This window comes from Pseudomonas sp. PDM19 (genome assembly GCF_014852215.1).
In the GTDB taxonomy this organism is placed as follows: Bacteria; Pseudomonadota; Gammaproteobacteria; order Pseudomonadales; family Pseudomonadaceae; genus Pseudomonas.
Genome location: NZ_JACVBG010000001.1, coordinates 313,057 through 327,916 on the forward strand (window position 1 = coordinate 313,057; position 14,860 = coordinate 327,916).

The following is a 14,860-nucleotide window of genomic DNA, read 5'->3' on the forward strand; positions in this document are numbered from 1 at the left end:
CGGTAGGGCTGGCGGTTGTCCCGAGGCGATCAGCCACAGCTTTAACCACTTCACGGAATTTCGAGGCCGCGTCGGGCGATGATGCCCGGCTGACCGATGGAGAATCCCATGGCCTTCCTGCGATCCGCTTTCGCCCTGTCGCTGATCCTGCTGACGCTCTTCGATACTTCGCTCGCGGCCTCGACGTCGGCGACCGATAGCGCCAGCGCCGAACGCTTCCTGCGCCGGCTGTACGCCAGCTATACGCCGGACGGCCCGGGCGTGCCGAACCCGACATTGAAGGAAGAGGACGTCTACGATGCCTCGCTGATCGCACTGATGAAGGCTGACCAGGACGCCGCCGATGGCGAGTTGGGCTACCTCGGTGGCGACCCTTTGTGTGATTGCCAGGACTGGGGCGATATCAAGGTGAAGTCGCTGGCGTTCACTCCGGTGGACGACGAGCGCATCAAGGCGCGGGTAGTGCTCAAGGATGCCCTGACGGGGGAGGATCGCGATCTCGGCCTGTTGCTGCATCGCACGGCTGGCGGCTGGCTTGTCGAAGACTGCTTCAACGAGCAGGGCAGCCTGGCCGAGAACCTGCGGCATAGCACCCTGGAACTGCTGCAGCTGAAGAAGGACGCGAGCAAGCCCTGACGTACATTGTTGGAGCGGTGTGGGCGTTGTGACGCGGAATAAAAAAGGCCCCTCGAAGGGGCCTTTCTTGTGGGGCGACTTACTTGCGGTCGATCCACACGGTCTGCGGGTTGGTGAACTCGCGCAGGCCGAAGTGCGACAGCTCGCGACCGAAGCCGCTCTTCTTCACGCCGCCGATCGGTACGCGGGGATCGGAGGCGGAGAAGCCGTTGATGAACACGCCGCCGCTGACCAGGCGACGGGCCATGTGCTGGGCCTTGGCCTTGTCGGCACTCCAGATCGCGCCGGAGAGGCCGAACTCGCTGTCGTTGGCCAGCTCCAGGGCGTGCTCGGGGTCTCGGGCGACGATCAGCGAAGCGACGGGGCCGAAGATTTCCTTCTTGAACGCGGTGTTGCCCGGCTTTACGTCGGCCAGCACGGTCGGTGCGTAGTAGTTGCCTTCGCCGTCGAGCTTGTGGCCGCCCAGCAGCAGGGTGGCGCCATCGGCGATGGCCTGCTGTACCTGGCCGTCCAGTTCGTCACGCAGGTCGAAGCGGGCCATCGGGCCGACGAAGGTGTCGTCCGCCAGCGGGTCGCCGATCTTCAGCGCCTTGACGGCGGCCAGCAGTTTCTCGGTGAAGGCCGGGGCGATGGATTCTTCGAGGATCATGCGCTTGGCGGCGATGCACACCTGGCCGCAGTTGCCGAAGCGGCTGGCGACGGCGGCTTTCACGGCGGCATCGAGGTCGGCGTCGGCGAGCACGATGAAGGCGTCGGAACCGCCCAGCTCCAGCACGCACTTCTTCAGCGCGGCACCGGCCTGGGAGGCGATGGCGGCGCCCGCGCCGACACTGCCGGTCACGGCGATGGAGGCGATGCGGTCATCGGCGATGGCCTTGGAGACCAGCGGCGGCTCGACGTTCAGCACCTCGAACACGCCTTCGGGCAGGCCGGCCTGCAGCCACGCGTCGCGCAGCTGATAGGCGCAGCCCATGACGTTCGGCGCGTGCTTGAGGACGTAGGTGTTGCCGCCCAGGATGATGCTCACCGCGCCACGCATGACCTGCCAGGTGGGGAAGTTCCACGGCATCACGGCCAGCACCGGGCCCAGCGGCAGGTAGGAGATGTACGCGCCTTCGATGCTGGTCTTCTCGTCTTCGAGCATGGCCGGGCCGTTGTCGGCGTACCACTCGCAGAGGTTGGCGCACTTGTTGATCTCGCCACGGGCCTGGGTGACCGGCATGCCCATTTCCTGGGCTTCCATGCGGGCCATCGGCTCGACGTTGGCGCGCAGGACTTCGGCCATCTTGCGCAGCACGGCGACACGTTCGGCGATGCTGGTGTCGCGCCATTGGCGGAACGCGGCATCGGTGCGGGCCAGCGAGGTCTCCAGCTGGGCGGTATCTTCGAAGGTGTAGCGGGCCAGTTCCTGGCCGGTGGCGGGGCTGCGGGAGATGGCAGCGGGGATGGCGGCGATCTGGTTCATGGTGAGTCCTGCTTGTTCTATGGGGAGGCGCAAGGCCGGTCGTTCGTCCGGGCGGGATGGCTCCGGGATGGCGCAGAAATTAAGATGCGCAACCATTCATGTAAAATGAATAATCAAGAAAGACTCTTTCTCTCGGAGAGAATCATGGACCTCACCCAGCTGGAAATCGTCCGCGCCGTCGCCAACGAGGGCAGCATCACTGCCGCTGCGGCCCGTCTACATCGCGTGCCGTCGAACCTCACCACGCGGATCAAACAGCTGGAAGCGGAGCTGGGCACCGAGCTGTTCATCCGCGAGAAACTGCGCCTCCGTCTGTCGCCTACCGGCCGCAGCTTCCTCGAATATGCCGAGCGCATCCTCGATCTGGTGGAAGAGGCCCGGCAGGTGGCGGTGGGCGCCGAGCCCCATGGCGGCTTCTCCCTGGGTTCGATGGAGAGCACGGCGGCGGTGCGCATTCCCGAGATGCTGGCGCGCTATCACCAGCAGTGCCCGAAGGTGCAGCTGGACCTGTCTACCGGCCCCTCGGGCGAGATGATCGACGGCGTGCTCTCCGGCCGTTTCATCGCCGCCTTTGCCGATGGCCCGGCCAACCATCCGCAACTGGACGGCAAGCCGGTGTACCGCGAGGAGCTGGTGCTGATGAGTGCCAAGCACCATGCACCGGTGCATGACGCGCGGGACGTGGCGGGGGAGACGGTGTTCGCCTTCCGCGACACCTGCTCCTACCGCAAGCGCCTGGAAGGCTGGTTCGCCGAGCACCGCGTGGTGCCGGGCAAGATCATGGAGATGGAGTCCTACCACGGCATGCTCGCCTGCATCGCGGCGGGCGGCGGCGTGGCGATCATCCCGCGGGCGATGTTCGAAAGCCTGGCTGGCGGGCGCAACGTGGCGATCCATCGGCTGGCGCCGCAGCATGCCGACGCGACGACCTGGCTGTTCTGGCGGCGCGGTACCGATACGCCGGCGCTGCGGGCATTTATCGGACTACTGGATGCGCCCCTGTCCGAGGCTGAAGTGGCCTGAGCGCGGGCCTTCGCGCGCGCCGTTTCGCCAGCGTTACGTAACGCCGTCGAGACAGCGGTTAAAAATTCACCAGGGCCTCTTGCAGCGGCTTGGCGCTGCGCTAACGTGAGTTTCTCTGTTCGTCGTGCGAAGGCGGGAAACACCCTTCGCGGCAGGGCGTTTTTCCCGCTGACCTTCTGCCCGGAGCGCATGATGGAGACACGCAGCAAGAGACGACGCGCCAATACCCTGCAGATCACCCTGATGGGGGCGGGGCTGATGCTCCTCGCCCTGGCTCTCGCGGTCGCCCTGGTCGGCCTGTGGCCGCAGTCCTACCCGCAGTTTCCTCGCGCCGGCGCAGTGGGCGACCCCGGCGTGCAATGCCTGGTCGGCTGGTGTCCTGGCCCGGACGCGCGGCTGCTGGTGATGGTCATGGTCGCAGGCGCGCTGGGCAGTTTCGTCCATGTCGCGAAGTCCTTCGGCGACTTCGTCGGCAACGACCGCTTCATGGCCAGCTGGATCTGGTGGTACCTGCTCAAGCCCTGCATCGGCATGGCGCTGGCGCTGATGCTCTACCTGATCGTGCGCGCGGTGGTGCTCACGGTGAGCGGCGCCAGCGAACCGGCCAGCGTCAATCTCTATGGGCTGATGGCCATGGCCGCTCTGGTGGGGATGGCGTCCAAGCAGGGTACCGACAAGTTCGCCGTCCTCCTTGATGCGCTATTTCGCACCCGCCATCCGGCCGGTGACGCGCGGCGCAAGGACCCGCTGGAAAACCCCCTCGCCGTTATCACCGAAGCACAGCCGCCGGTCCTCGATGCCCAGTCGCTCTACGTCACCCTGCGTGGCAAGGGTTTCAGCCGTGGCGCGCGGGTGCAGGTGAATGGAAAGGAGCGCGAAACGTCGCTGGCCGACAGTTCGCGCCTGGCCTTCCAGCTGTTGCCCGAGGATGTCGCCGTTGGCGGCAGCCTGGCCGTGGTGGTGGTCAACCCGCCGCCAGGAGGTGGTCCTTCTGCGTCGCTGATGCTGGAAGTGAGCGCGCCGCCGCAGGCCGAAGCGGAATCAGAGCCGCCGCACGCTGGTCCGGTGGCGATGGTGGTGGCTTCAGCCGAAGAAGACTCTGCGGTGGCGCTGCACTGAAGCTGCCCTTGGCTGGCAAGAACGAAAAAGGCCCCGGAAGGGGCCTTTTTCATGGGCATCTGACTGAGCGTCAGGCGCTGCTGTTCACCGTTTCGCGCTTCACCGTTCTGGCGGTTGGCGCGTGGTGCTCGTCGTGGTCGTGATCGTCACCGACCACCTGGACCTCGTTGCCTTCGGCGTCGTACAGCTTGCCGTTCTGGAAGTAGTCACCCTCGTTCAGCGCGGCGATGTCGCGGTAGCGCAGGGTGCGCTCCTCGGCGGCCACGAACACCGACTGCTGGTTGGAGTTGCCGGTCTTGAGGTGGTTGAACAGCAGGTTGAGACCGATGGCCATGATCGCCGCCGAGCTGATGCCCGAGTGGAAGATGGTGGCGAACCAGCTGGGGAAGTGCTCGTAGAAGCTGGGCGCGGCGATCGGGATCATGCCGAAGCCGATGGAGGTGGCGACGATGATCAGGTTCATGTTGTTGCGGTAGTCCACCTTGGACAGGGTGCGGATACCGCTGGCCGCCACGGTGCCGAACAGCACCACGCCGGCGCCGCCGAGCACGGAGGAGGGCACTGCGGCGATCACCCGGCCCATTACCGGCAGCAGGCCGAGGGTCACCAGGATCAGGCCGCCGGTGGCGACCACGTAGCGGCTCTTCACGCCCGTCACGGCCACCAGGCCGACGTTCTGGGCGAAGGCGCTCTGGGTGAAGGAGCCGAAGATCGGCGCCAGGATGCTCGACGCCATGTCGGCGCGCAGACCATTGCCCAGACGCTTGGAGTCGACCTTGGTGCAGATGATCTCACCGACGGCGAGAATGTCCGCCGAGGTTTCCACCAGGGTCACCATGATCACGATCAGCATCGAGATGATGGCGGCGATGTGGAAGGTCGGCAGGCCGAAGTGGAAGATCGCCGGGAAGGCCACCATCGGGCCTTCGGCCACGCGGGAGAAGTCGGTCATGCCCAGGGCGGCGGCGACGACGGTGCCGATCACCATGGCCAGCAGGATCGACAGGCGCGAGATGGATGCGTTGCCCAGCTTGCTCAGCAGCAGGACGAACACCAGGGTGAGGGCAGCCAGGCCGATGTTGGCCATGCTGCCGAAGTCCGGCGCCTTGGGGTTGCCGCCCATGGCCCAGCGCGCCGCTACCGGCATCAACGTCAGGCCGATGGTGGTGATGACGATGCCGGTGACCATCGGCGGGAAGAACTTGGTGATGCGCGAGAACACCGGCGTGATTAGGAAGCCGATGAAGGAGGCTGCCATGACGGCACCCAGGACAGCGGGCATGCCACCGCCCTCGTAGCCCCCGCCGAGGATGGCGATCATGGTGGCGACACCGGCGAAGGAAACGCCCTGCACCAGTGGCATCTGCGAGCCGAAGAAGGGAAGACCGAGGGTCTGCAGCAAGGTGGCGAGGCCACCGGCGAAGAGAGAGGCAGCGATCAGCAGGCCGATCTCGCTGGGGGAGAGCCCGGCCGCCTGGCCGAGGATCAGGGGCACGGCGACGATACCGCCGTACATGGTCAGAACGTGTTGCAGGCCGTACGCCAGGTTGGCGCCGATTCCGAGGTTCTCGTCTTCCGGGCGTGCTCCGGCGGACGCTACAGCTGAACGATCATTCATGGCTGAGGACTCGCTTGTTTTTGTTGTGGGGCCACTGTAGACAAAGTCCGTGGTGAATATCCACTGTTTTGTATACATGTTTTCGGCCGATGGTCCGGAATCTGACCGGTCGGTTATGTGTTTTATCGGGGTGGATGGCTCTGCAATCGGCTTTCTGCATGAATTCCTGACCCGGAGTGCGTTGCACGAAATGTGTGCATGTTTGAATCCAAAAGCACCACTTGGCTGCATGCAAAGCTCTGAAAGACTCTTGCCGGCCACCTGTACACAGGTCATCGCAAATTGCGGGCCAGTGATGTGCCGTGCTCGCCGTCCTCCCCGGCGAAGGCTGCTCCTGCTATAACCGTCCGCCTTGGTTTTCGTTGGATTTCGAAAAGAGATGGCCCTCCCACCGCTGCACAGTTTCAGGGTGTTCGAAAGCGTGGCCCGCCTGGGCAGCCTGGCCGCGGCTGCTGTCGAGCTGCACGTCACCACGGGCGCGGTCAGCCAGCAGGTCAAGGCGCTGCAGGCCAGCCTGGGCGTGGAGCTGTTCGAGAAACGAGGCCGTCAGTTGGTGCTGACCGACAGCGGCCGCGAGCTGCAGAAGCGCGTGGCCAGTGCCATGGGCGAGATCACCGAGGCGGTCCAGGCGTTGCAGGCGGGAGTCCGGCTGGAAGAGGACCGGGTGGACATCTGCCTGTCGATCCCGCCGGCCGAAGGCGTGGAGTGGCTGACCCGGCCGCTGCTGCGCTTCATGGAGGAGTCGCGCTCGGTGCGGGTCAGCGTGATCACCGCGCCGGGCATGCCGCAGGTGGACTGGCGCCGCGCCGACGTGGCGGTGATCTACGGCACACCGCCGTGGCCGGGTGTCTGGTGGCGCCTGCTGCATGGCATCCGCATGACGCCGGTGTGCAGCCCGCAATACCTGCGCGGGCCGCTGGCCATCGTCGAGGCCGCCGATCTGGCGCGGCACCGGTTGCTGCATGAGGATGACGGCAGCCAGTGGCAGCAATGGCTGGCCGAGGCTGGATACAGTCGGGGTGGTGCCGAGGACATCCATTTCGAAGACTTCGGCATGGTCCTGCAGGCCGCGCGCGATGGTTTCGGCGTGGCGCTCAGCGATGAGACGGTGTCACAGCGCGACCTCGACGAAGGCCGGCTGGTGCGCCCGCTGCCGATCTCGGTGGCGGCGGTGCACAACTACTACGTGGTCTGCCCTGAGGCGAAACGCGAACGCCCGGAGGTCCGGGCGTTCATCGAGTGGTTGCTGTCGATCAGCGAGCCGGCTCAGTAGCCGTAACCGCGTCCATCGGTGAACTGGATATCGGTGAGGATGCTGATGTCCTTCTCCACCTTGTACAGCTCCGAGCTCCTGATCAGCTCCGGGTCGCTGAAGGCTTCGCCCTTGGCGCGGCCGGCCTGGATCTGCTGCATCTTGTCGCGCACCGCCACCACGTCGGCGTAGGTCATGGCCGGTACCTTGCTCGGGTCCTCGTCGGCGTGGGCGCCGTAGAGAGTGGTCTGCGGGTTGATCACCTTCAGCGTAGCGTCCAGCGAGGCGACGTAGTCCTTGAGATTCCCGGCCAGCAGCCAGGACGGATAGAGGTGGTCACCGGAGAGCAGGATGTTGTGCGCCTCATCGAGCAGCGCCACTTCGTCCGGGGTGTGGCCGGGCATGCTCAGCAGGCGCAGCTTGAGACCGCCCAGGTCGATCACCTCGTCGGGCTTCACCAGTCGCGAGACCTTGAAGGGCGCTAGGGTCATGTGGTCGATGTTGCCCAGGTAGACCGGCTCGGGCACCTGGTAGAGGCCGTCGGCACGGCGGAATTTCGCCGTGAAGGGCGTATCCACCAGGTAGATGCTCTGGAAGTTGTGCAGCCCGCCCAGGTGGTCGAAGTGCAGGTGCGAAGGTAGCACCGACAGCGGCTTGTCGGTGATCTGGCGGGCGACCTGGGTGATGTCTTCCTTCTGGTTGGCGCCGGAGTCGAACATCAGCGCCTGGTTCGCCCCCACCAGCAGGTACGAATAATTCTTCTGGTAGTAGTTCGGCTCGCCGATGGCGTAGAGGAAGTCCGTCAGCTTGTGTACCACGAAGGCCGGCTTTTCAGCCTTGGGGGCTTCGGCGGCGGTCGTGGCGAAGGGCGCGCCGAGGAGTGTGGTGGAAGCCAGGGCCAGGGCTTTGATCAGCGTGCGCATGGGGCGCGAACCTCTTTCTCGTTGTTGTCGGGGGTGGCGGGTTGTCCGCCGGCCCATCTCACCGCTGGCGAGGGTGTACTTCAATGCACGATTTCTAAAGCCTCAGGCTGGCGTCCGGCTAAAGCATCCGCCGGCATGGTCCGTATCGCCTGCCAGAGCGGGGGGGCGGGAAAGCGAAGCGGCAGCCGATCGGCTGCCTTGTCATATCCGACCATTCAACTATGACTTTCGGAGAGCCATCACCGGGATACAACCCCCGATGACAAGGTCCTGCCTGCATCAAGCCCTGGGAGCGCTTCTGCCGCTGGCTCTGCTCCTGCCGGAAGCCTCCGCCCGGGCCGATTGCAGTTTTTCTCCGGGGGCGGGGAACGATCCACACCTCTGCAGTTCCGGGACCGCCGCGTCATTGAGTGATACGGCGGGCAACAACAGCCTGACTTTTCCCGCCGGGGGCAGCGGCGTCGTCACCGGCAACGTTGCCTTTGGCAACGGCGACGACACGGTCGTCATGGATTCGGGCAGCATCGGCGGCAGCCTCAGCCTGGGCAGTGGATCCGACAGCTTCCACATGAGCGCGGGAGCGGTCCAGGGTGCTGTCAACCAGGGGGAGGGCGGCGACGATTTCAGCATGACCGGCGGTGTCATCGGCTCGCTGGCCCAGGGCGACCAGCACGATACCTTCACCATGACTGGCGGCACCATCGTCGGGGCCTTCGAGGACGGTGACACGGCGACCATAAGTGGCGGCACCATCGGCCGGGTGGACATGAAACTGGACAACAACCTCTTCGAGCTTTCCGGCGGCTCGATCATCGGCAACCTGATTACCGGCTTCGGCCATGACACCGTCATCGTTTCCGGCGGCAGCATTGGCGGAAATGTCAGCCTCAGCGGCGGCGACGATAACGTCACGATCACCGGCGGCGGCATTCGCGGGCAGATCCTGCTGAGTGCCGGCAACGATCGGTTGACCTGGGAGGGTGGCGGCACCGTGCGCAGCGCCATCTTCATGGGCGATGGCGACGACACGGCGCAGTTGCGCAACCTCAGCGAAACCCAGTTGGCCAGCACCCCCTCCCTCGATGGTGGGCCGGGGAGCGACAGCCTCACCTTCGTCGGCAGCACGACCAACCGGGGCGGGCGCTACGTCGGCTGGGAGAGCATTGCGCTGACCCAGGGGGCGCGGCTGGACCTCAATGACAGCCTGGGGCTGGGCGACGCAGGCAGCGGTACCGGCAGCCTGTTGCTGGATTCCAGCAGCCTGCTGACCTCCAGCCGCGGGAGCATTCTGCCGTTCAACAGTGCCCTCAATGCGCGGGTGGTGAATGCCGGGATCATTGACCTCACTGCCTCTGGCGCCAGTGCTGCCGATCGCCTTTCGATCGATGGTGACTACCTCGGCGAGAACGGCAGCGTGCGCCTGCAGTCCGTACTGGCCGGTGACGATGCCCCTTCCGACCGCCTGGTGGTCAATCGCGGTGGCCTTTCCGGCAATACGCTGCTGGAGGTCAGCAACCTCGGCGGCGCTGGTGCTCTCACCGAGCTGAACGGCATTCAGGTCGTGGAAGCCGGGCAGGGCGCAGTTAGCAGCAGCGATGCCTTCCGCCTGGCCCACGGACTTTCCGCCGGCCCCTATCAGTATTACCTGTTCAAGGGTGGCTACACCGCCGGCTCGGAGAACGCCTGGTACCTGCGTTCCAGTGTGGCCAACTCGCCTGAGCCACCGGTCACTCCGCCTGAGCCGCCGGTAGCACCGCCTGAGCCGCCTGTAGAGCCACCGGTCACACCGCCCGAACAACCGGAAAATCCACCCGGCACGCCACCTGAGCCGCCGCCGACGCCACCGGTAACGCCGCCAGCTGTCCCTCCTGCTCAGCCGACAGTCCCCGGTCCGCAAGCTCCGCTGGAACCCGCGGCCACCGCGCCGGTGGCGGCTCCGGGTACTCCGTCGCTGCCCACGCCGAACCCCGGCGAAACCATCGTCATCTACCGCCCGGAAGTGCCGGTGTACTCCGCCGTCCCACCCGTGGCGGCGCTGCTGGTCACCAGTGCCATCGGTACCTTCCACGAGCGCCAGGGTGAACAGAGCCTGCTTGGTGAAACCGGCGGTGCGCCGGCCGGCTGGGTGCGGGTGATGGGGCAGAGTCTGCGACAGAGCTGGTCGGGCACCGTTTCGCCCAGTTTCGATGGCCACCTCAACGGCTTCCAGGTCGGCCATGACCTGTTTGGCGCGGCCATGGACAACGGCTATATCCAGCGCGCCGGCCTGTTCGTCGGGCATTCGAGTGTCGATGGCGATGTCAGGGGCTTCAATCTCGGCTTCGAGAGCCTGCGCGCAGGCGATCTCGATCTAGATGCAGACAACCTGGGCGCCTACTGGACCTTGAGCAGCCCCGCTGGCGGCTACCTCGACCTGCTGGCCATGGGTACACGCCTGGACGGACGCAGCCGTTCGGAGCGCGGTTACAAGCTCGACCTCGATGGCCACGCCTGGGCGGTATCCGCCGAGGTCGGCCGGCCGATCCCGGTCAGTCTGCGCTGGGTGGTCGAACCCCAGGCGCAGTTGATCGTCCAGAAGGTCTCGCTGGACAGCGACAACGATGGTATTTCCCACGTCTCCTTCGACAACCAGGAGTACTACACCGGTCGGCTCGGCGCGCGCCTGAAGGGCCGTTACCTGGTCAACGGCACGCCGCTGGAGCCTTGGCTGCGTACCAACCTCTGGCACAACTTCGGTGGCCGCGACGCGGTGGTCTACGACCACACGAATGCCATTCGCACCGATCACCAGGGCTCTGCCATGGACATCGGTGGCGGCATCGCCGCGCGCCTGTCCGAGGAGGTCGCGCTGTACGCTTCGACCACCTACAGCGGCAATGTCGACAGCGAGAACCAGGAGTCTCTGAGCGGTGCTATCGGCCTGCGGATCCGTTGGTGATCGCGATTAGCGGAAGTGATTTTCGCGGCGCTTCATAAGCAGAGCTAATTATTCATTCGGGGATTTCATGGCAGCGATGTCGCCATGCCGGTAGAACTGTGCGGGTCGGGCGCGCTGTTCGTGCCCATTCCCACTGATTCCGGAGTTATTCCAATGACGTCCAGATGGACCGCTTTGCTGTGTGTGCTGAAAACCCTCTCCGTCGCCTGGGGCGACTACAACAAACGCAACTTCGTCCGCCGCTGAGGCAGGCCCTGCGCCAGACCGTTCCACCTCGTTGCCGCTGCACCTCAAGGATTCCGCCATGCAAGCCGTCACGCCGCAAATCGACCCTGCCATCGCAACCCTCGCTCCTGGCTTTCGTGCCCTGAGCATCACCGTGGACGCCGCACCGATCCTCCATCCGGAGGTGGCGGAGCTGGCGCTGCAGCGAGCCTGCGCGGCACTGGCGGTGGGCGAGCCGGCCTGGGGCGACGCGCACCTGGCGGCCTGGGCCGAGGTGTTCCGCCGATTCGGTGCCAAGCCCCAGCGCACGCCCTGTTCGGCGGAGGCGCTGCGCAAGCGCGCGCTGCGCGACGGCAGCCTGCCCAGCATCGACCCGGTAGTGGACCTGTACAACGCCATCAGCGTGCAATTCGCCATTCCAGTCGGCGGGGAAAACCTCGCTGCCTACGCCGGTACTCCGCGCCTGGTAATCGCCGAGGGCAGCGAGACCTTCGACACCCTGAAGGACGGCGCGCCGGCCCATGAATCCCCCGACGCCGGCGAAATCATCTGGCGCGACGACCTCGGCGTCACCTGCCGGCGCTGGAACTGGCGACAGGGCGTACGCACCCGTCTGGATGCCGAGGCGCAGAGCATGTGGTTCATCCTCGAAAGCCTGCCGGAGATGCCGCTGGAGGCCCTGCGCGAAGCGGGCGACCAGCTTGTCGCCGGATTGCTGGCGATGATGCCGGGGGCTCGGGCCGAGGTGCTGCTGGTGGGAACGGACGCTCGATAAAGAAGTGGTACCCACCGATAGCATCAAGCTTCTGGCATGCTCGTCGCTTCCCGATCGCGGAGCCCCGACATGCTTACCGGACTGAACCATCTGACCCTGGCCGTCACAGACCTGTCGCGCAGTATCCAGTTCTACCGGGGAAGCCTGGATGGGAGGCTACGGGCGCGCTGGGCAGCCGGCGCCTACCTGGAGCTGGGTGATCTCTGGGTATGTCTGTCGCTGGATGAAAACCGCGGTACTAACCCGCGTGCAGACTACACGCACTACGCCTTTTCCATCGCGCAGCGCGACTTCGTGCTGCTGCGCGAGCGCCTGCTGGCCACTTCAGTCGAGGAATGGAAGGACAACACCAGCGAAGGCAACTCTTTCTACTTCCTCGACCCGGATGGTCACCGCCTGGAAGTCCACGTCGGCTGCCTGGAGTCGCGCCTCGCGCAATGCCGGCGACGGCCGTATCGCGACATGGAGTTTTTCGACTGAATCATCACTCTGCGAGAGAGCGCATGGGCGCCGCGAGTGTCAGCCGGTCCAGGTAAGCGCAGAACATATCCGCCATCGCTCCGCTGAATGCTTCGATCTCTTCCGCACTGCGCGGGCTTTCCGAGAACTGCTTGCCCACCGAACCCAGCGTCGTGGTGATCAGTTCGCGGGCCAGTGTGCGCTGCGTGTCGCTGGCTTGCGGCAGGACCTCGGCGATGAACGCCTGGAAGATGCCTTCGCTGGCGGCCTTGGCTTCCCTGGCCTCGGGGGCGTCGCGGTAGAGCGGGGCGGCATCGCTCAGGGCGATACGCATGCGCGCTTCTTCGCATTCTGAGCGGATGAAGGCGTGCACCAGGTTGCGCAAGCGTTGCAGCGGCGGCTGGCTTTCATCGACCAACAGGCCGCGCAGCATCTCGGTGGTCTGCCGCCACTCGTCGCTCTGCAGGCGGAACAGGATCGCGGCCTTGTTCGGGAAGTACTGGTACAGCGAACCGACGCTGACCCCGGCGCGCTCGGCGACCCGCGCGGTGGTGAAACGCTGGGCGCCTTCCTTCTCCAGAACCTGAACAGCAGCGTCGAGAACGGCCGTCACGAGGTCGTTGGAACGGGCCTGTTTCGGCTCCTTGCGCGTGGAAATACGCGGGCTGCGGCGTTCGCTCATGGCTGGCTCCGGCAATGCGAATAGTAAAACCTGACGAAAAGATCGCATTCTAGTCGGGCGCTTTTTCGCACTCAAATTCCACACGGGAAACCCACCATGACAACCCTCACTTCCGCCCCCGTGGCGCCCCTGCTGCAACACCTGTTCGAGGAGGCCGACGCGGCTTCTCCGCAGTCCAGCCCAGCTTTCGCCAACCTCGACCAGGCCGCGCTGACCCGCCTGATGCAGAGCAAGACGCAGTACCGCGAGCTTTACGGCCAGCTCAAGGACCAGCCGCTGCCCGTCTCGCGGGAAACCGGTGCGCTGCTGTACATGCTGGCGCGCGGCATCGGCGCGAAGAACATCGTCGAGTTCGGCACTTCGTTCGGCCTCTCCACCCTGCACCTGGCCGCAGCCCTGCGCGACAACGGCGGTGGCCGGCTGATCACCAGCGAGTTCGAGCCGTCGAAAGTGGCGCGGGCCCATGCCAACCTGGAGGCCGGCGGCGTCGCCGACCTGGTGGAGATTCGCCAGGGCGACGCGCTGCAGACCCTGGCCCGCGACCTGCCGGAGAGCATTGACCTGCTGCTGCTCGACGGCGCCAAGTCGCTCTATCCGGAGATCCTCGCCCTGGTGGAAAGCCGTCTTCGCCCCGGCGCGATGGTCGTCGCCGACAACGCCGACTACTGCCCCGAGTACCTGGCCGAAGTTCGCCTGCCGGGCGGGCGCTACCTGTCGATTCCCTTCGCGGACGATGTGGAACTGTCCATGCGCCTGGGCTGAAGCTGCGCTGGCTAGAGCGGCGGGTGGGCCACCGGTGCATGCCGCGCCATCAGCTCGGCGACCCAGTCGATGAACACCCGCAGCTTGGCGCTGACGTGGCGATTGGGCGGGAAAGCCAGGTACAGCGGCATGCTCTCCATGCTCCAGTCGCCGAACAGTTCCACCAGTTCGCCGCGCGCCAGGGCATCCAGCGCCATGTAACGCGGCAACCAGAGCACGCCCATGCCGGCAATCCCGGCGGCCAGGTAGGCGTTGCCATCGTCCACCGTGAGTACCGGGCGACCGTGGACCTGAACGCTCTCACCGTCCTTCTGCAGGGCATAGGAAAGCGGCTTGCCGGTGCGCGCCCAGAGGTAGCCGACGATGCGTTGCTGGCTGTTTTCCAGCTCGCTCGGGTGCTGCGGCACACCGGCGCGTTGCAGGTAGGCGGGAGCGGCGAACACCCCCAGTTGCAGCTCGCCAATCTTGCGCGCCATCAGCGACAGGTCGGTGAGCTCGCCGCCGCGCACCACGCAGTCGACGTTCTCGTCGATCAGGTCGACCATGCGGTCGCTGACGCCCAGGTCGATCTGGATGTCCGGATAGCGCTCGTGGAAGTCGGGCAGCCCGGGGATCAGCAGCAGGCGCGCCAGCGGGCTGGGGACGTCCACCCGCAGGCGCCCGCGCGGCAGGGCAGCAGCGCTGGAGAGGCTGGTCTCGGCATCGTCCATGTCCGCCAGCAGGCGTACCACGCGCTCGTAGTACGCAGTGCCATCGGCGGTGAGGTTGAGCTTGCGCGTGGTGCGGTTGAGCAGGCGCACACGCAGCCGCGCCTCCAGTTGCTGGATCAGCTGGGTCACGCTGGTGCGGCTCATGTGCAGGGTGTCGGCGGCTTTGGTGAAGCTGCCGGTTTCCACCACGCGGGCGAAGGCTTGCATCGCATCGAAACGGTCCATGGTGGCTCCGGCTGGCTGGTGAAAGGGGCTGTCCCCGGGCTGATTGTT

13 protein-coding genes are annotated in these 14,860 nt (G+C 65.7%); 8 read left to right on the plus strand and 5 right to left on the minus strand.

Annotated elements, in window-relative coordinates:
• Positions 1-108: 108 nt before the first annotated feature.
• Complete coding sequence (locus tag IB273_RS01405; RefSeq protein ID WP_192223016.1) at positions 109-636, plus strand: DUF3828 domain-containing protein; 528 nt, start codon at positions 109-111, stop codon at positions 634-636.
• Between the two features lie 79 nt (positions 637-715).
• Here the strand turns inward: IB273_RS01405 and IB273_RS01410 are convergent, their stop codons facing one another.
• Positions 716-2,101 carry an NAD-dependent succinate-semialdehyde dehydrogenase gene (locus tag IB273_RS01410; protein WP_192223017.1) on the minus strand — a complete coding sequence of 462 codons (1,386 nt, stop codon included), beginning with the start codon at positions 2,099-2,101 and terminating at the stop codon, positions 716-718.
• A 144-nt stretch (positions 2,102-2,245) separates the two neighbouring features.
• On the opposite strand from IB273_RS01410, the gene ptrR reads away from it, so the two are divergent.
• Both ptrR and IB273_RS01420 read left to right on the plus strand, forming a co-directional pair.
• Complete coding sequence (gene ptrR / locus IB273_RS01415) at positions 2,246-3,124, plus strand: putrescine utilization regulator PtrR (RefSeq protein WP_081516626.1); 879 nt, start codon at positions 2,246-2,248, stop codon at positions 3,122-3,124.
• A gap of 192 nt (positions 3,125-3,316) precedes the next feature.
• Positions 3,317-4,243, plus strand: a complete 927-nt coding sequence (locus IB273_RS01420) for a hypothetical protein (protein ID WP_192223018.1) — start codon at positions 3,317-3,319, stop codon at positions 4,241-4,243.
• A 70-nt stretch (positions 4,244-4,313) separates the two neighbouring features.
• Here IB273_RS01420 and IB273_RS01425 read toward each other — a convergent pair whose 3' ends face one another.
• Positions 4,314-5,861 carry a nucleobase:cation symporter-2 family protein gene (locus IB273_RS01425; RefSeq protein ID WP_192223019.1) on the minus strand — a complete coding sequence of 516 codons (1,548 nt, stop codon included), beginning with the start codon at positions 5,859-5,861 and terminating at the stop codon, positions 4,314-4,316.
• Between the two features lie 379 nt (positions 5,862-6,240).
• Here IB273_RS01425 and IB273_RS01430 point away from each other — a divergent pair, with 379 nt between their 5' ends.
• Positions 6,241-7,134 (plus strand): LysR substrate-binding domain-containing protein, encoded by an 894-nt coding sequence (locus IB273_RS01430; protein WP_151186628.1) that lies wholly within the window; start codon positions 6,241-6,243, stop codon positions 7,132-7,134.
• Here IB273_RS01430 and IB273_RS01435 read toward each other — a convergent pair.
• A complete protein-coding gene (locus IB273_RS01435; protein ID WP_151186629.1) occupies positions 7,128-8,036 on the minus strand; it encodes an MBL fold metallo-hydrolase in 909 nt (302 codons plus the stop codon). The two genes, IB273_RS01430 and IB273_RS01435, sit on opposite strands and share 7 nt — an antisense overlap.
• A 406-nt stretch (positions 8,037-8,442) precedes the next feature.
• On the opposite strand from IB273_RS01435, the gene IB273_RS01440 reads away from it, so the two are divergent.
• From IB273_RS01440 to fos, 3 genes are all read left to right on the plus strand, one after another.
• The gene (locus tag IB273_RS01440; protein WP_225610058.1) at positions 8,443-10,974 is read left to right on the plus strand and encodes an autotransporter outer membrane beta-barrel domain-containing protein; all 2,532 of its coding nucleotides are present in this window, start codon (positions 8,443-8,445) and stop codon (positions 10,972-10,974) included.
• Positions 10,975-11,278: 304 nt separating this feature from the next.
• On the plus strand, positions 11,279-11,974 hold the full coding sequence (locus IB273_RS01445; protein WP_192223021.1) for a B3/4 domain-containing protein: 696 nt from the start codon (positions 11,279-11,281) through the stop codon (positions 11,972-11,974).
• 69 nt (positions 11,975-12,043) lie between these two features.
• Positions 12,044-12,454, plus strand: coding sequence for a fosfomycin resistance glutathione transferase (fos, locus tag IB273_RS01450; protein ID WP_081516631.1), 411 nt, complete (start codon positions 12,044-12,046; stop codon positions 12,452-12,454).
• Between the two features lie 4 nt (positions 12,455-12,458).
• On the opposite strand, the gene IB273_RS01455 is transcribed toward fos, so the two are convergent.
• Positions 12,459-13,115 (minus strand): TetR family transcriptional regulator, encoded by a 657-nt coding sequence (locus tag IB273_RS01455; protein WP_192223022.1) that lies wholly within the window; start codon positions 13,113-13,115, stop codon positions 12,459-12,461.
• 96 nt (positions 13,116-13,211) lie between these two features.
• On the opposite strand from IB273_RS01455, the gene IB273_RS01460 reads away from it, so the two are divergent.
• Positions 13,212-13,877 carry an O-methyltransferase gene (locus IB273_RS01460; protein WP_192223023.1) on the plus strand — a complete coding sequence of 222 codons (666 nt, stop codon included), beginning with the start codon at positions 13,212-13,214 and terminating at the stop codon, positions 13,875-13,877.
• Positions 13,878-13,888: 11 nt separating this feature from the next.
• Here the strand turns inward: IB273_RS01460 and IB273_RS01465 are convergent, their stop codons facing one another.
• Positions 13,889-14,812, minus strand: coding sequence for a LysR family transcriptional regulator (locus IB273_RS01465; RefSeq protein ID WP_192223024.1), 924 nt, complete (start codon positions 14,810-14,812; stop codon positions 13,889-13,891).
• Positions 14,813-14,860 lie beyond the last annotated feature (48 nt).